Origin of the sequence: Halomonas salipaludis, assembly GCF_002286975.1 — a bacterium.
In the GTDB taxonomy this organism is placed as follows: Bacteria; Pseudomonadota; Gammaproteobacteria; order Pseudomonadales; family Halomonadaceae; genus Franzmannia; species Franzmannia salipaludis.
This window is the reverse complement of sequence record NZ_NSKB01000009.1, coordinates 121,346-138,817: the sequence shown is the minus strand read 5'-3', so window position 1 is coordinate 138,817 and position 17,472 is coordinate 121,346. Positions and strand designations below refer to the sequence as shown.

Below are 17,472 nucleotides of genomic sequence, written 5' to 3'. Positions count from 1 at the left end.
CAGTAAGCCCTGCGACCCGGGCGCGCTTCATGTATAATATTGGCCTCATTTGAATTCTGGAGGACTTCACATGTTGAAAGTCGGTTTCGTCGGATGGCGCGGCATGGTGGGCTCGGTGCTCATGCAGCGCATGCAGGAGGATGGAGATTTCGACGGCATCGAGCCGGTCTTCTTCACCACCTCCCAGGTCGGCAAGCCCGGCCCCGATATCGGCGTCGACGTGCCTCCGCTCAAGGATGCCACCGACATCGACGAGCTCAAGGCGCTGGATGTCGTGGTCACCTGCCAGGGTGGCGACTATACCAAGCAGGTCTACGGCGATCTGCGCGGCGCTGCCTGGAAGGGCTACTGGATCGATGCCGCCAGCACCCTGCGCATGGCCGATGAAGCCACCATCGTGCTCGATCCGGTCAACCGCGGCGTGATCGACGCGCAGCTGGCCAAGGGCGCCAAGACCTTCGCCGGCGGCAACTGCACCGTCAGCCTGATGCTGATGGGCCTGGGTGGCCTGTTCGAGGCCGACCTGATCGAATGGATGACCTCCATGACCTATCAGGCCGCCTCCGGCTCCGGCGCCAAGCACATGCGCGAGCTGCTCAATCAGATGGGCAGCCTACGCGACAGCGTCGCCGGTGAGTTGAGTGACCCGTCCAGCGCGATCCTCGACATCGACCGCAAGGTCACCGCGGCGATGCGTTCGGGCGACTTCCCCACCGATAACTTCGGCGCGCCGCTGGCCGGCAGCCTGCTGCCGTGGATCGATACCAAGCTCGACAACGGTCAGAGCAAGGAAGAGTGGAAGGGCAGCGTCGAGACCAACAAGATCCTCGGCCTCGACAACAACCCGATCCCCATCGATGGCATCTGCGTACGCATCGGCGCCATGCGTTCTCACAGCCAGGCGTTCACCATCAAGTTGAAGAAAGATGTGCCGCTGGATGAAATCGAGGATCGTCTGGCCAAGCATAACGAGTGGGTCAAGGTCATCGCCAACGACAAGGACGCCACCATCGACGGCCTGACGCCGGCGGCGGTGACCGGCACCATGCAGGTGCCCGTAGGACGCCTGCGCAAGCTGGCCATGGGCGGTGAATACCTGTCCGCCTTCAGCGTCGGCGACCAGCTGCTGTGGGGCGCCGCCGAACCGCTCAAGCGCATGCTCAAGATCCTGCGCGAGCAATAAATAAAGCACCGCTTCGCTGAGCCGACGACGCCTCCCCAATGGGAGGCGTCGTCTCGTTAGCGGGAGGAAAACTGGCCGATGTCGCCCGGCGGCGTGGCACTACCAGCCGGGGAATCATCGGTCGAGAATAAGTCCGCCGAAGGGGAGTGGAGGATCGAGGAGGTGGCGTTCGAGCCGCTGCATCTGGATAATGAGCAGTCTGCCGTCGCCTCGCCCCACGGTCTGCTTAATGCGGCCCGCCAGCGCTTCGACCAGGGTCAGCCACAAGCGCCCCGCGCGCTGCTCGAGCAGGCGTTGGCCGCGGCCCAGGAGACGCTAAACTGGAGGCCGAGGCGCGGCGGCTGATTGCCCAACACGACCTGTGATGCGCGCGGCCATGCGGCGCGCTGACCCCGACGAGCCGCTGACGAGCCGATGCCCCTGTTTAAACGCCTGGACGAAAAGACCCGCCTGACCGGCCGCTTGGCCGCCGCCGTGGAGTACGACGGCAGCGCCTACTGCGGCTGGCAGCGCCTCAAGCATGCGCCTTCGGTGCAGTACGAAGTCGAGCAGGCCCTGGCGCGGGTGGCCGGGCATCCGGTCACCGTACACTGCAGTGGCCGCACCGACAGCGGCGTGCACGCCACGCGCCAGGTGATTCACTTCGACCCGCCGGTGTCGCGTTCGCAGAAGGCCTGGGTATTCGGTGCCAATGCCAATCTGCCCCGGGACATCGCCATCCGCTGGCTGGTGCCAGTGGCCGACGACTTCCACGCGCGTTTCCTGGCCCTGGCGCGACGCTACCGCTACGTGATACTCAACCAGCCCAGCCGGCCGGTGCTCGAGCGCGCCAACGCCACCTGGTGCCGCGACCCGCTGGACGCCGACGCCATGCACCGCGCCGCCCAGGTGCTGGTTGGCGAGCGCGACTTCTCCAGCTTCCGCGCCGCCGGCTGCCAGTCGAAGACCGCCTGGCGCCACCTGCACTTCATCGAGGTGCATCGCCACGGCCCGCTGGTGGTCGTCGATGTCCAGGCCAACGCCTTCGTCCACCATATGATTCGCAATATCGTCGGTGCGCTGGTCGACGTTGGCCGCGGCGCGCAGGATGAAGAGTACATCGCCCGGCTGTTGACGCTGCGCGATCGCACCCAGGCCAGCGCCACCGCGCCGGGCTGCGGGTTGCACTTCGTCGACTCCATCTACGATCCGCAATACACACTGCCCCGCGAGCCGCTCGGCCCCAATCTGCTGGCCTTTCTCGGCGAGTGGACCGGCGAGCGCGAGCTGCCCGACTCGCCGCTGGTGCGCTATCGCCGCGGCCGCCCGCTGGCCGAGGACGAGGGCCACCCGTCGCTGCCGACGTATCGCCAAGGTCAGCGCGAAGCGCAACAGAAAGCCCAGCGCGAAGCGCAACAGCAAGCCCAGCGCAAGGCCGCCTCGGCGCCCGAGGAGGAGTCGCCATGAGTGTGCCGCGCCGTACCCGGGTCAAGATATGCGGCCTGACCCGCGCCGAGGATATCGACGCCGCCGTGGCCGCCGGCGCCGATGCGCTGGGCTTCGTGCTATGGCCGGGCAGCAAGCGCGCGGTGGATCTCGAGCACCTGGCCGAACTCAGTGCGCGGGTGCCGGCCTTCGTAACCCGGGTCGGGCTGTTCGTCGACCAGTCGCCGGCGTTCATCGCCGCCTGCGCGCCGCACCTCGACTTGCTGCAATTCCACGGCGACGAGTCGCCAACCTTCTGCGCGGCCGCTCCTCGGCCCTGGATCAAGGCGCTGCGCATGCGTGACGGCATCGACCTGCATGCCGCGGCGGCGGACTACGCCGGTGCCCGCGGCCTGCTGCTCGATGCCTACAAGCCCGGCGTGCCGGGCGGTACCGGCGAGACCTTCGACTGGGCGCGAATTCCTGCAAGCCTGGCAGCGCCGGTGATCCTGGCCGGCGGCCTGACGGCTGCCAATGTCGCTGAGGCCATCGCGACGGTACGGCCGCTGGCGGTGGATGTGTCGGGGGGCGTCGAGTTGGCGCCAGGCATCAAGCAGGCCGAGTTGATTGGTGATTTTTTGCGGGGCGTCATGGCCGCAGATGATCGCTTGAGGCGTATGGCGAACTGAGAGTTCGACAGCAGTGCTTAACAGCAATATCTACAGTAGGAAAGATCGATGTTGCGACACCGCTTGTTTCTTTTATGTTAATAAGTGTATCTTTGGTTGGATGAAGCCATTAAAAAGTTTTAGCCATCCACTCCATACGAGGAGCTATCGATGAAAGGCTTGCATGACGATGGTGTAGAACAGGGTGCGCGTCTTGAATACAGCGCCCCACAGCTTAAGCAGTGGGGCAGTGTCGCCGCTCTGACACGGCTCGGAGGATCCGGTGGCGCCGGCGATGTCGGCTTTAACCCTGGTGGTAACCAGGTGGGGTCCGAAAATGGCAGCGTGTTCACCCCCGCCAATACTAGTGGTGGCGGCGGTCGAGGCCGCGGAAGGCCCTGATCGATTACCAGGGGTAAGGTGTTCGACACATGACGCATACCGGCCATGGGTTAGTGGTGCTGCTTAGCGGTACTATTCCCGTCGAACGCGTCATGTCTTTTACCCGCCAGGACCGCCCGCAAGCCGCGCTATCTTCCCTGATGGCAGCTGTCTGTGCCAACCCCCTCTGGGTTGACATGCCCGATGCGCGACTGGTGGGGCGGGCGGATCCCAGTGTGCTGCTGGGCGTGCTAGGTCACTTTACGGACGTCCAGCTCGATCGCTTGCAAGAACTCGCTATTCATCTGCAGGAAGTCCTCTCACGCCATCGCTACGTCGACTACGCCACTGCCGAGCGGGTGACGGAGCGCTTGGCCAGCAAGCTGTGCCATGCCCTCGGAGCGGAGCGCCTTGCCCGCGCTCGCTTCGCAGCAATTCCACGCGGTGGGTACATCGTGCTGGGCATGCTGGCGTACTATCTGGATCTGCGTCCTGAACAGTTGACCAGCATCGATTCGACGCCGTCGGCAGAGGATGACCTGCTTATCGTGGTCGATGACTGCGCGCTGTCAGGTGTGCGTTTTCAGCAGACGCTACACACGCTGGCCTATAGCCGGGTGGTATTCTGCCCGTTATATGCAGTGCCGGCGCTATGCCGCAATATTGAGCGGCAAGAGCCAAGGGTAACGCTATGTCTGAACGCCGAGGATCTCCTTGATATCGGCTTCGAGCGCTATGCGGAGGGCTACTCTGCCTGGCGTGAAAGACGCAAGAAGCTTCTGGCCGGGCATGGTTATTGGGTGGGTATTACCGAGTACGTGGCCTTTGCCTGGTGTGAGCCGCAGACACGCTACTGGGATGAACAACAGCAAGGCTTTGCCGCCGGGTGGAACGTTTTACCACCTGAGCTCAGTATCAAGCGGCGCGTGGCTGCCCACGAGCTGGGCCATTCCGATGTCCGTTCTACGCTGCTGGAGCATGGCGGGCCGGGGCCGCTGTTACCCTCGGGTCGACTGCTATGGTTCGATAATGGCGATGAGGTGTTGCTCGCTCGATTAACCCTCGATCAGGGGAGCGCTGTGCCCGTCTTTAACCTGGAAGGTGTGGCCGCAGATATGTGGCGTTGCCTGTTGGATAGCGGAACACTCGAAGCCGCTCACGATGTGCTACTGGAACGCTATCAGGTTGATGCTGACCGGCTGTTTAATGATTTGCAGGCGTTTCTGGCGCAGCTGGTCGACAATGAGCTCCTCATAGTGGTTGATACGCCCTGACCCTGGAGGTCGTGCATGAGCGGTATTTGCGGCATCGTTCGTCTTGATGGCGCCGCCGTCACCCGTGCTGAACTCGAGGCGATGGTGGCGCCCGCCGCGTACCGTGGCAGGGATGGTATCAGCTATCTGCAGGCCGGTACCGCGGGCCTCGCCTGTCTGTCGCTGGATACCCTGCGTGATGGCAGAGGGGTATGCGAACCGCTGGCGGCTCCCGATGCGGGCGTGGCGGTGGCGGCTACTGCAAGAATCGACAACCGCCAGGCGCTTTGCGAATCGCTGGATGAGGCGTCGAGCGATGGCGCGCTGATCCTCAAGACGTTGTTGGCCTATCCGGAGGATGCCCCGGCACGGCTGCTGGGTGACTTCGCCTATGCATGCTGGGATCAGCGCCGCGGTCGCTTGACCTTGGCGAGAGATGCGATGGGCATGCGCTCGCTCTACTTTCGAGTGGAGTCCAACCGTGTGCTGTTTGCCTCCGAGATCAGTCAGCTGCTTGCCGTGAGTACCCGAGCAGAGCGAATCGACGAGCAGACGGTCGCCCGCTATCTCGCCGACATGCAGGTCCCTGGTGGGCATACCTTCTATCAGGGCGTCGAAGAGGTCAGGCAGGCAGAAGAGGTCGTCATCACGATGACCGGTAGCGTATCGCGCCGCTATTTCTGGCGGCCCGACGCCGGGCGGCGGCTGCATTACACCGACATGCGCGAGTATGACGAGCATTTCCGTGAGCTAATGGCCGATGTCATGCGCTCTCGTCTGGTCACCAAATCGTTCATGGGTATCAGCCTGAGCGGTGGCATGGACTCCTCGACGGCTGCCTCAATGGGCGGTTGGCTGGCCGAGCAAGGCGAAGACGTCGCCTCCATGCAGGCCTACAGTTGGGCCTTCTCGCGCTTTCCCGAGTGTGATGAGCGAGACAATATCCATAAAGTAGCGGGTCGCTATGCGATTCCGGTACACGAAATTGCCGCAGAAGAGACCTACCCTCTCGTGGATCTCGCGGCGTATCGTCCTCATCAGGACGACCCCTACATGTCCATTTACCACGCCTATATGCACCGCGCGATATCTGCCGCCGCGGCTGATGGGGCAAGTGGCATGATGTTTGGCTTCCGTGGCGACCTGATGAGCGGGGAGGCGGTGTTCGACATCACTGGAATGCTGCGAGACGGGCTCTATGCCGAGTCTCGACGTGAGTTGGCACGGCTCTCGCACATGTATGGCACCTCGCGACTAGCCACCTTGCGTGAGCATGTCGTGACCCCAGCGCTTGTCGATCTCGTGCCGCGTCGAGTGGCGATTCATTGGAGGCAGCTGTTGGATGCCGGCCGCCAACGCGCTGGGCGGCTTTCGCATCGGCCCGCCCCGCTGCCAACGTGGCTGGGAGAGCGGGCCGCAAGTTATGTCGACAGGGAGTTTCTGGGACGTGTGGGTCTGCCGCAACAAGATCCCCAGGAAACGTTTGCCGAGCACTGGCAAGGCTGTTCGGCACGGCAGCGCTATACGCTGATAAACTCCCCGCTAGCCTCGCGTGTCATGCAGTTTAGTGAGCGGCTATGCGCCCACTACGGGGTGGATTTTTTTGACCCCTGGAGTGACCGTCGGATAGCCGAGTTTATGCTTGCCACCCCCCAGCACCTGATTACGCGGCCGCGCCAGTTCAAGCGGCTCGCCAAGCGTTCGATGAGTGGAATAATGCCTCGCGAGGCGATCCATGCGGCACGCAAGGTAACGCCAGAAGCACTCTATCTGCATGCCCTGCGTGAAGAGGCACCCGATATCGTACGTGACTTGGTGACCGACAGTCTCTGTGCGGCCATGGGGTTTGTCGATGAACGCTGCCTACAGCAGCAGTGCGAGAGCCTGCTCAGCGGTGAGCGTGACGACATCGACCTGTGGCCGATGCTATCTCTCGAGCTATGGCTGCGTCGGCACTGGTAGCCCTGAAGAGGGGGAGGCGCCCAGCATGGCATGGCCTCATGCTGCGAGCTGACTAAAATCAGTCGGCGTTCTAAATGTTTCATCTTGTTTCAAATTGTTACTAGGCATAGTTTTGTAATGTGCTGATCAAGCACGGCTGGCCGTAACTATGCGCAGGAGTGTAGGCAATGATGAACAATGAAGAAAAAACAACCGGTGAGCGCCTTGGCTACGCACCCCCGCAATTGAAGCAGTGGGGGGGGTATCCGATATGACTCAATCAGGTAATTCAGGTGGTCCGGGCGATATTGGATACAATAATGGTGGAAAGCAGGTAGGCTCCGAGAACGGAAGCGTCTTCCCCGGCGGCCATAACTACAATTGATCTGCTTCGATTGGTTGTAGCAATCAAGGACTGATGTTGGCCCGATGGCTGCCTAGGCTGTCGGGCCATATTGCCGATGATACGCAGTGCGGCTGGCCGTGGTACTCGAGGCTGGAGTGTAAGCAGATGTTGTGCTAATTTTTCATTACGTTTCCTATCATGCCTGCTTGTGCTGAACAGGCTTACGAGAGAGGTAATACCCATGGCTAGCCAAGAGCGTACCCCTGCTGCTGAGGCGTCTCAGCGAATTGCGTACCAGCCACCCCAGATCAAGCAGTGGGGCGAAGTAACGGACATCACCCGCGATCGGAATCTTGACCCGATCGGTAGCGATCCAGGCAGCACGGTGCCTGACATCACCCCTGTGTAATCATCGGCAGCATCTCATCATCACCTATGTGAATGACCCACTGCCCGCTCGATGAGCCACCGCTATCTTATCTTCGGGCAGCGTGTGTCTACCGAGCGCCGCTTTCGCACGCCGATGACCTCGGTGGCGCCTTCCGGTGAGCCGGATCTGCGCTTTGACTGCCGTGTCGTGTGCCACGCAGCGAGCCTGGCAGCAGACGCCTGCCTGTACGCTAGCCCCGACAAGAACCACTACGGCGAGTCGGCCGTTCAGCTGTATGCGGTTGCCGATGGCTATGTGATGCGCTTCCCGCGGGTGGCGGATTTTACGCTGACCCCTGGGCATATCGACTGCCAGCTGCGCGATCCCGCGCTCGACTACATGGTAGAGGTCTGCCTGCTCGGCCATGTCTTCAGCTGTTACCTCGAGCTCTCGGGCATCACGGCGCTGCACGCCGGCGCCGTCGAGGTAGATGGGCGAGCGGTGCTGTTCGCAGCGGATCGCACCGGCGGCAAGAGTACGCTGGTGACTTCGCTGGTCGAAGCGGGCTTTGCCTTGCTGGCCGATGATATCTCGGCGTTGACCATCACTGCCCAAGGGGCGCGCTGCCTGCATGGTTTTCCGCAACTGAAGATGACGCCGGAGCAGGCGCGGCGTTTCGTCACCGGCGAGCAGGATTATCCGCTGGTGCATCCGGCATTTACCAAGTTGAGCGTGCCACTGCAGGCGCTGGGCCGGGCGCAGACCGAGCCGCTGCCGGTGGCGGCGATCTATCTCCTGGCGCGCGAGCGGGAGGCCGGGCCTGATGCTCGCACGCAGATAATGCCCGTGCCGGCCTCGGAGGCCGTGATGCACCTGGCGCGCCACTCTTTCCTGTGGCATCTGCTCGAGACCCAGCGCGGGGGGCGGGCGTTTGCGCCGGGGGCGGCCCAGTCTGCGGCCGCCGATCTTCGCATTGACCGCTTCATGCGCCTGTCGCGTATTGCCGCCCAGGTGCCTGTCCGCCACCTGCATTATCCGAGCGGTTATCAGTGGTTGCCGGATGTCCATCAAGCCATCGTCGATGATGTGACGACGCTCTAAAAGCCGTTCAAAACCTGCTATGCTCCGGGGTCGGTTCGTATCGCAAGCCATGCGGTGCGCGCCAGGTACGCCAATCCGCTCAAGCGACCCTGTGAGGTGTCTTTCGTGACCAAGTTCAGCGACCTGACCCGACTGCCCGATGCGCGTGGCCATTTCGGCCCCTACGGCGGTCGGTTCGTTTCGGAAACGTTGAGCTTCGCCCTGGATGAACTCGAGAAGAACTACGCCGCCATGCGCGACGATCCCGATTTCCAGGCGGAATTCGACTATGATCTGGCCCACTTCGTGGGGCGGCCCTCGCCGCTGTACCATGCCAAACGCTGGTCGGATTCACTGGGCGGTGCGCAGATCTGGCTCAAGCGCGAGGACCTCAATCACACCGGCGCGCACAAGGTCAACAACACCGTGGGCCAGGCGCTGCTGGCCAAGAAGAGCGGCAAGCCGCGAGTGATCGCCGAAACCGGCGCCGGCCAGCACGGCGTGGCCACCGCCACCGTGGCGGCGCGCCTGGGCCTCAAGTGCGAGGTTTACATGGGCGCCGAAGACGTCCAGCGCCAGAAGCTCAACGTCTACCGCATGCACCTGCTGGGTGCCAAGGTGATCCCCGTGGATTCCGGCACCCGGACCCTCAAGGACGCCATGAACGAGGCGCTGCGCGACTGGGTGACCAACGTCGACGACACCTTCTACATCATCGGCACCGTGGCCGGTCCGCACCCCTATCCGCTGCTGGTGCGCGACTTCAACGCCGTGGCCGGTCGCGAGGCGCGCCGCCAGTCGCTGGAGCAGATCGGCCGGTTGCCGGACGCGCTGATCGCCTGCGTGGGCGGGGGCTCCAATGCCATGGGCCTGTTCTATCCGTTCGTCGAGGACGACGAGGTCGCCATGTACGGCGTCGAGGCGGGCGGTGACGGCGTCGAGACCGGGCGCCACGCCGCGCCATTGGCCTCCAATGCGCCGCGCGGCGTGCTGCACGGCAACCGCACCTACCTGATGTCCGACGAAGCCGGCCAGGTCTCCGACACCCACTCGATCTCCGCCGGGCTCGACTATCCAGGCGTCGGCCCCGAGCACGCCCTGTGGAAGGACGTCGGGCGCGTCAACTATGTCGCCGCCAACGATCAGCAGGTGCTCGAGGCATTCCGCGAGCTGACCCATATGGAAGGCATCATGCCGGCGCTGGAGTCGGCCCACGCCCTGGCCCACGCCAAGGTGCTGGCACCCACCATGCGTCGCGACCAGCACATCGTGATCAATCTCTCCGGTCGCGGTGACAAGGACATCATGACGGTGGCCCAGCTCGACGGCATTGAATTCTAAGGACCCGCGATGAACCGTATCGATCAACGCTTCGCCGAGCTCAAGGCGCAGGGCCGCAAGGCCCTGATCCCCTATATCACCGCCGGCGACCCGGGCCCCGAGCACACCGTGGGCTTCATGCACGCCCTGGTCGAGGCCGGTGCCGACATCATCGAGCTCGGCGTACCGTTCTCCGATCCCATGGCCGATGGCCCGGTGATCCAGAAGGCCTGCGAGCGGGCGCTCTCCAAGGGTACCCGGCTTGTCGACCTGTTCGACATGGTGCGCGAGTTTCGCCGCACCGACAGTACCACTCCGGTGGTGCTGATGGGCTACCTCAATCCGATCGAGCGCATCGGCTACCAGGCCTTCGCCGATGCCGCCAGCGATGTCGGCGTCGACGGCGTGCTGACCGTCGACATGCCGCCGGAAGAGGCCGAGGAGTTCGGTCCGGTGCTCAAGGCCCGTGGCCTGGCATCTATCTTCCTGGTTGCCCCTACCACCTCCAACGCTCGGGCCGCTACAATATGCGCCCATGGCGAAGGCTATCTTTACTATGTCTCGCTCAAGGGCGTGACCGGCTCGGCCAGCCTCAACGCCGAGGACGTCGCCAACCATCTGGCGCCACTGCGCGAGATGACCGAGCTGCCGCTGTGCGTTGGCTTCGGCATTCGTGACGGCGCCTCGGCGGCGGCGGTAGCCCAGGTTGCCGACGGTGTGATCGTCGGCTCGGCGCTGGTCAACCGCATCGCCGACAGTGCCGACGACCCAGCCGCCATCGCGCCGCAGCTCAAGGCCGTGCTCGGCGAAATGCGCCGCGCCATGGACGCTTGAGCGAGCGCCATAACGCGATGACTCTATGACTCAGCATACGGGAAGCATTCTGACATGAGCTGGCTAGACAAGATCGTGCCCTCGATGGGCCGCATCCAGCGCAAGGACCGACGCGCCAGCGTGCCCGACGGGCTGTGGCGCAAGTGCCCCAAGTGCGAGGCAGTGCTCTACCTGCCCGAACTCGAGAAACACCACAACGTCTGCCCCAAGTGTGATCATCACCTGCGGCTGACCGCCCGCAAGCGCCTCGACTGGTTCCTCGACAAGGAGGGCCGCGAGGAGATCGCCGCCGACCTGATGCCGGTGGACCGCCTCAAGTTTCGCGACTCCAAGAAGTACAAGGACCGCCTAGCGGCGGCCCAGAAGAGCACCGACGAGAACGATGCGCTGATCGCCATGCGTGGCACCCTCGACGGCATGCCGATCGTCGTGGTGTCGTTCGAGTTCACCTTCATGGGTGGCTCGATGGGCGCCATCGTCGGCGAGAAGTTCGTGCGTGCGGCGACCGTCGCGCTGGAGGAGGGCATCCCGCTGGTGTGCTTCTCGGCGTCCGGCGGCGCACGCATGCAGGAGGCACTGTTCTCGCTGATGCAGATGGCCAAGACCTCAGCGGCGCTGGAGAAGCTCAAGCAGGCCGGCATTCCCTATATCTCGGTGCTTACCGATCCGGTCTACGGCGGCGTCTCGGCGTCGCTGGCGATGCTTGGTGACCTCAATGTCGCCGAGCCCAATGCGCTGATCGGCTTCGCCGGGCCGCGGGTGATCGAGCAGACCGTGCGCGAGAAGCTGCCGGAAGGCTTCCAGCGCAGCGAGTTCCTGCTCGAGCACGGCGCCGTGGACATGATCGTCCACCGCAGCGAGATGCGTGAGCGTCTCGGCGCGGTGCTGCGCAAGCTGACCCATCTGCCGGTCAACGGCATGCCCGAGGAGCGCGAGCCCGACCTGGTCGATGTTGCCGAGCAGCCAGCCGAAGCCGAAGTCGACGAGCCGTTCGAACAGCCCGTCGAGGATGACGGCCAGGAGCCGCGTTGACGGAGCGCCCCATGAGTTCGCCGGATAGCACCGCACTGCCCACCGATCTGGCGGGCTGGCTGGCGCGCCTCGAGCAGCAGCACCCGGTCAGCATCGAGCTCGGGCTCGAGCGCGTGACCGCGGTGGCCGAGCGCATGGGGCTGCTGGATGCTCCCATCGCCGCGCGCGTGATCAGCGTTGCCGGCACCAATGGCAAGGGCTCTACGGTGGCGATGCTCGAGGCGCTGGCCCGTGCCCACGGGCTGACCACCGCCACCTACACCTCGCCGCATCTGCTGCGCTACAACGAACGCCTGCGCCTCGACGGCGTCGAGGCCGACGACGCCACCCTGATCGCCGGCTTCAATGCCGTCGAGACGGCGCGTCTGGCTGGCGAGCCGGTCAGCCTGACTTACTTCGAAGCCGGCACCCTGGCTGCGCTGCACAGCATCGCCCAGTGCGCTCCACAGTTGGCGATTCTCGAGGTCGGCCTGGGCGGACGCCTGGACGCGGTGAATATCCTGGATGCAGATGTCGCGATGGTGACCACCGTGGCCCAGGACCATGCCGCCTTCCTGGGTACCGATATCGAGCAGATCGGCCGCGAGAAGGCCGGCATCATGCGTGCCGGACGCCCCGCGGTGCTGGGCAGCACGACGCTGCCGGCCAGCGTGCGCCAGCACGCCGAGTCCCTCGGCGTACCACTGTTCGCGTTGGGTGAGCAGGTAACCCGCAGCGAGCCCGATACCGGCGGCCACTGGCAGTGGCAAGGAAGCGCGCCGGAACAAGCCGCCGACGATAGCCTGACACTTGACCACTTGCCCGACCCAGGCCTGCCGCTGGACAATGCCGCCAGTGCGCTTCAGGCGCTGGCGCTGGCAGGCGTCGTGCTCGACGCCGAGTGCTGCCGCCAGGGCCTTGCCCAGGTGCAGCTGGCCGGGCGCATGCAGTGGCTAGGCAACTGGTGCCTGGATGTGGCGCATAATCCGCATGCGGCCCATTATGTGGCCAGGCGGCTCGCCGCCCGCGGCTGTGCCGGCACACGCTACGCGTTGTTCGGCATGCTCGCCGACAAGGACGCTAGCGGCGTGGTCGCTGAGCTGGCCGGGCAGATCGACGCCTGGGTCACGGTGAGCCTCGAGGGGGAGCGGGCGCGCAGCGCCGCGGCGCTGGCCGAGACCCTCGCCGCCAGCGGCCAGCCGCTGGTGCACTGCGCCGACAGCGTTGCCGCCGGCGTGGCCTGGCTCAATGGGCGCCTTGGCGCCGACGACCAGGTGCTGGTGTGCGGCTCGTTCTTTACCGTGGCCGAGGCGCTGGGCGAGTGGCAGGCCGGGCGCCTCATCGAATCGCCTGTGGTTGCCCAGCCGTTTGTGGCCCAGCCGTCTGTGGCAGTGGACGCCAGCACCAGGCATAAGGAGGGATCAGCATGAAATATGGCATGCGTGAACGCATCAGCGGGGCGGTGATCATCGTCGCCCTGGGGGTGATTTTCGTGCCGATGCTGTTCGATGCGCCGACGACCCGCGAGGAGCGCCCGGCGCCGGTATTGACCATCGAGCAGCCCATCGACGTGCAGCGTACCCCGGTCGACGAACCGACGCCGCCGGCGAGTCTCTCCACGCCGGGGGCCGGCGAGATCGACGAGCCGCCGGAGGTCGATGTCGAGCAGGTGGTCGAGGCCACCGACCCGGTGACTCGCGATGAGCCCGGCGATCTCGATGAGCCGACCCCGGCCGAGCCCGAGGCCAGCGACCCGATCGCCGAACTGGCCGAGGCGGCCCAGGCCCCCAGCGAGCCAGAGCCGGCGACCGAGCCCGAGGCGCAGGCCGAGCAGTCGCCGCCTACCGCCGCCACCCAAGGTGGCGAGTGGGCCGTGCAGGTTGGCAGCTTCGGCGAGGCAGGCAATGCCGAGCGCCTCGAGGCGCAACTCAACGAGCAGGGCTTCAGCGCCTATCGCCGCGCCCGCGACAACAATATGACCAGCGTCTACGTAGGCCCCTTCGCCAGTTCCAGTGATGGCGAGCAGGCGCGCACCGAGCTACAGGAGCGCGCCAATATCCAGGGGCTGCTGATCCGGGTGCGGGAGGAGTGATGAGTCTCACCTGGCTGGACATGGTGTTCCTGGCGGTACTGGCGATCTCGATGCTGGCCGGCTTCATGCGCGGCCTGATCCGCGAGGGCCTGGGCCTGGCGGCCTGGATCATCGCGCTGGTCGCCGCGCGGATGTTCGCCGAGCCGGTGGCCGATATGCTCAGCGGGCTGATCGACAACGCCGACGGCCGGCTGGTGCTATCGTTCATCCTGGTGATCTTCGTGGTGATCATGATCTGCGGGCTGGTGATCCGCGCCGTGCATGCCGCGGTGGAGTGGGTCGGCATGGGCTTCTTCAACCGCGTGGCGGGGGCCGGCTTCGGCGTGCTGCGCGGCGCGGCGATCCTGGTGCTGGTCACGGTGCTGATCTCGCTGACCCCGCTGTCGCAGCTCGAGGCGTGGCGCGATGCCGAGCTGCGACCCACCTTCGAGGAGCTGCGCAGCTGGGTGATCAGCCAGGTCGAGGCTTGGGAGCAGCGCGATCCGGAGCGCACCGAGGCGTGGCGCAATATCTCGCTACCCGGCTTCGGTGATGGCAATGACCAGGACGACATGCTCGACGAACCCGGCGGGCAAGAAGGCGAGGCACCGGCCGTCCGATAGAGGGCACCGGCCGCCCAGTAGCGCTCAAATATCCTACAAGGCTGGCCATGCCGGCCATCAGCAACAGTGCAGCGAGGAAAGTGGAATGTGCGGTATCGTGGGCCTGATGGCCAACCAGGCGGTCAACCAGGGCATCTATGATGCGCTGACAGTCCTTCAGCACCGTGGCCAGGATGCCGCCGGGATGATGACATGGCATGAAGACCGCTTCCTGCTGCGCAAGAGCAATGGACTGGTGCGCGATGTCTTCCATACCCGCCATATGGCGCGTCTCAAGGGCAACCTGGGTATTGGCCACGTGCGCTATCCCACCGCCGGCTCGTCCAGCGAGGCGGAGTCGCAGCCGTTCTACGTCAACTCGCCCTACGGCATCTCGTTGGCCCACAACGGTAACCTGACCAACTCGGATCAGCTCAAGCAGGAGCTGTTCTCCACCGACCTGCGCCATATCAACACCAGCTCCGACTCCGAGGTGTTGCTCAACGTCTTCGCCCACGAGCTGGGCAAGCAGGGCCACCACCTCGAGCCCGAGGACATCTTCGACGCCGTGCGCCGCGTGCACCGTCGCTGCAAGGGTGGTTACGCCGCGGTGGCGATCATCAACGGCTTCGGCATGGTCGCCTTCCGCGACCCCCAGGGCATTCGCCCGGTGGTGTTCGGCACCCGCGACGAAGGCGGCCACCAGGACGTGATGATCGCCTCCGAGTCGGTGGCGCTGGACGTCGGCGGCTTCGAGTTGCACCGCGACCTGGCCCCCGGCGAAGCGATCTTCGTCGACATGCGTGGCAATATTCACACCCAGCAGTGCACCGACAAGCCGATCCTCGCGCCGTGCATCTTCGAGCATGTCTACCTGGCGCGGCCCGACTCGATCCTCGACGGCGCCTACGTTTACGGCACGCGCATGCAGATGGGCCGCAAGCTCGGCGACCGCATCCAGCACGAGTGGCCCGAGCACGATATCGACGTGGTGATCCCGATCCCCGATACCTCGCGTACCTCGGCGCTGGAGCTCGCCCAGCATCTCGGCGTGACCTACCGCGAAGGCTTCATGAAGAACCGCTACATCGGCCGTACCTTCATCATGCCGGGGCAGACCCAGCGCAAGAAATCGGTGCGCCAGAAGCTCAACGCCATCGACATCGAGTTCAAGGGCAAGAACGTGCTGCTGGTCGACGATTCCATCGTGCGCGGCACTACCTGCAAGCAGATCATTCAGATGGCCCGCGAGGCTGGCGCCAGCAAGGTCTATTTTGCCTCCGCCGCGCCGCCGGTGCGCTACCCTAATGTCTATGGTATCGATATGCCGGCGGCCAACGAGCTGATCGCCCACGGCCGCAGCGAGGCCGAGGTCGGTGAGCTGATCGGCGCCGACCGCATCTTCTACCAGGACCTCGACGACCTGCGCGACGCCTGCCGCGAGGTCAACCCGGCCCTCGAGCAGTTCGACTGCTCGGTATTCGACGGCCAGTACATCACCGGCGATATCGACGACGCTTACCTGGCCCGGCTCGAGGCCTCGCGCAACGATAGCGCCAAGGTCCAGAACGTCAGCGACCACGCCCTGGTCGGCATGCACAATCAGGATGACCTCGATGACGACTGACAACCCTAACCAGCGCGACTGGGCGCTGGCCACCCAGGCGATTCGCGCCGGCCACGCCCGTACCCACGAGCAGGAGCACGGCGAGCCGATCTTCCCGACCTCAAGCTTCGTCTACGGCAGTGCCGCCGAGGCCGCGCGCAAGTTTGGCGGCGAGGAGCCGGGCAATATCTACTCGCGCTTCACCAACCCCACGGTGCGTAACTTCGAGCAGCGCCTGGCGGTGATGGAGGGCGGCGAGCGCTGCGTGGCCACCAGCTCCGGCATGTCGGCGATCCTCTCCACGGCGCTGGCGCTGCTCCAGGCCGGCGACGAGATCGTCGCCTCGCGCTCGCTGTTCGGCTCCACCGTCAGCCTGTTCGACAAGTACCTCGGCAAGTTCGGCATCGTCACCCGCTACGTCGAGCTCTCCGACCTCGAGGCTTGGGAGGCGGCGATCACCCCGGCCACCAAGCTGCTGTTCGCCGAGACCCCGTCCAACCCGCTTTCCGAGGTGGTCGACATCGCCGCGCTGGCCGAGATCGCCCACCGCCACGGCGCGCTACTGGCCATCGACAACTGCTTTTTGACCCCGGCGCTGCAGAAGCCCATCGAGCTGGGTGCCGACCTGGTCATCCACTCCGCCACCAAGTACCTCGACGGCCAGGGCCGCGCCATCGGCGGGGCGGTAGTGGGCCGCGACAAGGAGCTCGAGGAGCTGTTCGGCGTGGTGCGCACCTGCGGGCCCTGCATGAGCCCGTTCAACGCCTGGATCTTCCTCAAGGGCCTCGAGACCCTCAACCTGCGCATGCGCGCCCACTGCGAGAACGCCATGGCCCTGGCGCGCTGGCTCGAGGCGCACCCGGCGGTGAGCCGCGTCTACTACAGTGGCCTCGAGAGCCACCCCCAGCATGCGCTGGCCAGTCGCCAACAGCAGGGCTATGGCGCCGTGCTCGGCCTCGAAGTGGTCAACGGTCGCGGCCAGAGCGCCCGCGAGGCCGCCTGGTCGGTGATCGACGCTACTCAGGTGATGTCGATCACCGGCAACCTGGGTGACGTCAAGACCACCATCACCCACCCCGGTACCACCACCCACGGCCGTCTCTCCGAGGAGCAGAAAGCCGCCGCCGGCATCAGCGACGGCCTGATCCGCGTCGCCGTCGGCCTCGAAGACATCGACGACCTCAAGGCCGATCTCGCCCGCGGCCTCGACGCCCTGGTGTAGTGGTTAGTGTAGGAGCGACTTCAGTCGCGATCATTGTGGGAGCGAATTCATTCGCGATGCAGCGCGTAGCGCTGCCGGGCCAGATCCAACCCCATCGTGACTGAAGCCACTCCCACTTTTGCCTTGGCACCACACGCCAGTGTAGGAGCGACTTCAGTCGCGATGCAGCGCGTAGCGCTG

The 17,472-nt window shown here is 64.8% G+C and carries 16 protein-coding genes; all 16 read left to right on the top strand.

Translation table 11 applies throughout. The features are described 5' to 3' along the window. Positions 1–70: 70 nt before the first annotated feature. Positions 71–1,183, top strand: a complete 1,113-nt coding sequence (gene asd, locus CK498_RS21575; protein WP_095622922.1) for an aspartate-semialdehyde dehydrogenase — start codon at positions 71–73, stop codon at positions 1,181–1,183. A gap of 162 nt (positions 1,184–1,345) precedes the next feature. Beyond that, on the top strand, positions 1,346–1,528 hold the full coding sequence (locus CK498_RS21570) for a hypothetical protein (protein ID WP_141246992.1): 183 nt from the start codon (positions 1,346–1,348) through the stop codon (positions 1,526–1,528). Between the two features lie 69 nt (positions 1,529–1,597). After that, positions 1,598–2,629, top strand: coding sequence for a tRNA pseudouridine(38-40) synthase TruA (truA, locus tag CK498_RS21565; RefSeq protein ID WP_095622920.1), 1,032 nt, complete (start codon positions 1,598–1,600; stop codon positions 2,627–2,629). Continuing rightward, positions 2,626–3,276, top strand: a complete 651-nt coding sequence (locus CK498_RS21560) for a phosphoribosylanthranilate isomerase (protein WP_095622919.1) — start codon at positions 2,626–2,628, stop codon at positions 3,274–3,276. Before truA ends, CK498_RS21560 begins: the two co-directional genes overlap by 4 nt. A gap of 150 nt (positions 3,277–3,426) precedes the next feature. Further along, complete coding sequence (locus CK498_RS26910; protein WP_141246991.1) at positions 3,427–3,657, top strand: lasso RiPP family leader peptide-containing protein; 231 nt, start codon at positions 3,427–3,429, stop codon at positions 3,655–3,657. A 29-nt stretch (positions 3,658–3,686) separates the two neighbouring features. Beyond that, positions 3,687–4,910, top strand: a complete 1,224-nt coding sequence (locus tag CK498_RS21555; protein ID WP_095622918.1) for a PqqD family protein — start codon at positions 3,687–3,689, stop codon at positions 4,908–4,910. Positions 4,911–4,925: 15 nt separating this feature from the next. Then, entirely contained in the window at positions 4,926–6,851 is a 1,926-nt protein-coding gene (locus CK498_RS21550) for an asparagine synthetase B family protein (RefSeq protein WP_095622917.1), read from the top strand. Positions 6,852–7,669: 818 nt separating this feature from the next. Further along, the gene (locus CK498_RS21545) at positions 7,670–8,647 is read left to right on the top strand and encodes a hypothetical protein (RefSeq protein ID WP_217987832.1); all 978 of its coding nucleotides are present in this window, start codon (positions 7,670–7,672) and stop codon (positions 8,645–8,647) included. A gap of 105 nt (positions 8,648–8,752) precedes the next feature. Beyond that, the gene (gene trpB, locus CK498_RS21540) at positions 8,753–9,967 is read left to right on the top strand and encodes a tryptophan synthase subunit beta (protein ID WP_095622915.1); all 1,215 of its coding nucleotides are present in this window, start codon (positions 8,753–8,755) and stop codon (positions 9,965–9,967) included. Between the two features lie 9 nt (positions 9,968–9,976). Further along, entirely contained in the window at positions 9,977–10,780 is an 804-nt protein-coding gene (gene trpA, locus CK498_RS21535) for a tryptophan synthase subunit alpha (RefSeq protein WP_095622914.1), read from the top strand. A 54-nt stretch (positions 10,781–10,834) separates the two neighbouring features. Next, positions 10,835–11,812 (top strand): acetyl-CoA carboxylase, carboxyltransferase subunit beta, encoded by a 978-nt coding sequence (accD, locus tag CK498_RS21530; protein WP_095622913.1) that lies wholly within the window; start codon positions 10,835–10,837, stop codon positions 11,810–11,812. Positions 11,813–11,823: 11 nt separating this feature from the next. Continuing rightward, positions 11,824–13,221 carry a bifunctional tetrahydrofolate synthase/dihydrofolate synthase gene (folC, locus tag CK498_RS21525; RefSeq protein ID WP_095622912.1) on the top strand — a complete coding sequence of 466 codons (1,398 nt, stop codon included), beginning with the start codon at positions 11,824–11,826 and terminating at the stop codon, positions 13,219–13,221. Beyond that, positions 13,218–13,883, top strand: a complete 666-nt coding sequence (locus tag CK498_RS21520; protein WP_095622911.1) for an SPOR domain-containing protein — start codon at positions 13,218–13,220, stop codon at positions 13,881–13,883. Before folC ends, CK498_RS21520 begins: the two co-directional genes overlap by 4 nt. Next, a complete protein-coding gene (locus CK498_RS21515; protein WP_095622910.1) occupies positions 13,883–14,485 on the top strand; it encodes a CvpA family protein in 603 nt (200 codons plus the stop codon). The genes CK498_RS21520 and CK498_RS21515 overlap by 1 nt, the downstream gene beginning before the upstream one ends. Positions 14,486–14,570: 85 nt before the next feature. Continuing rightward, positions 14,571–16,091 carry an amidophosphoribosyltransferase gene (gene purF / locus CK498_RS21510; protein WP_095622909.1) on the top strand — a complete coding sequence of 507 codons (1,521 nt, stop codon included), beginning with the start codon at positions 14,571–14,573 and terminating at the stop codon, positions 16,089–16,091. Then, entirely contained in the window at positions 16,081–17,292 is a 1,212-nt protein-coding gene (locus CK498_RS21505) for an O-succinylhomoserine sulfhydrylase (RefSeq protein WP_176475870.1), read from the top strand. The genes purF and CK498_RS21505 overlap by 11 nt, the downstream gene beginning before the upstream one ends. Positions 17,293–17,472: the final 180 nt, after the last annotated feature.

Coding starts and splice junctions, on each gene's coding strand:
- asd (WP_095622922.1), top strand. CDS start 71: ATGTTGAAAGTCGGTTTCGTCGGATGGCGCGGCATGGTGGGCTCGGTG.
- truA (WP_095622920.1), top strand. CDS start 1,598: ATGCCCCTGTTTAAACGCCTGGACGAAAAGACCCGCCTGACCGGCCGC.
- CK498_RS21560 (WP_095622919.1), top strand. CDS start 2,626: ATGAGTGTGCCGCGCCGTACCCGGGTCAAGATATGCGGCCTGACCCGC.
- CK498_RS26910 (WP_141246991.1), top strand. CDS start 3,427: ATGAAAGGCTTGCATGACGATGGTGTAGAACAGGGTGCGCGTCTTGAA.
- CK498_RS21555 (WP_095622918.1), top strand. CDS start 3,687: ATGACGCATACCGGCCATGGGTTAGTGGTGCTGCTTAGCGGTACTATT.
- CK498_RS21550 (WP_095622917.1), top strand. CDS start 4,926: ATGAGCGGTATTTGCGGCATCGTTCGTCTTGATGGCGCCGCCGTCACC.
- trpA (WP_095622914.1), top strand. CDS start 9,977: ATGAACCGTATCGATCAACGCTTCGCCGAGCTCAAGGCGCAGGGCCGC.
- accD (WP_095622913.1), top strand. CDS start 10,835: ATGAGCTGGCTAGACAAGATCGTGCCCTCGATGGGCCGCATCCAGCGC.
- folC (WP_095622912.1), top strand. CDS start 11,824: ATGAGTTCGCCGGATAGCACCGCACTGCCCACCGATCTGGCGGGCTGG.
- CK498_RS21520 (WP_095622911.1), top strand. CDS start 13,218: ATGAAATATGGCATGCGTGAACGCATCAGCGGGGCGGTGATCATCGTC.
- CK498_RS21515 (WP_095622910.1), top strand. CDS start 13,883: ATGAGTCTCACCTGGCTGGACATGGTGTTCCTGGCGGTACTGGCGATC.
- purF (WP_095622909.1), top strand. CDS start 14,571: ATGTGCGGTATCGTGGGCCTGATGGCCAACCAGGCGGTCAACCAGGGC.
- CK498_RS21505 (WP_176475870.1), top strand. CDS start 16,081: ATGACGACTGACAACCCTAACCAGCGCGACTGGGCGCTGGCCACCCAG.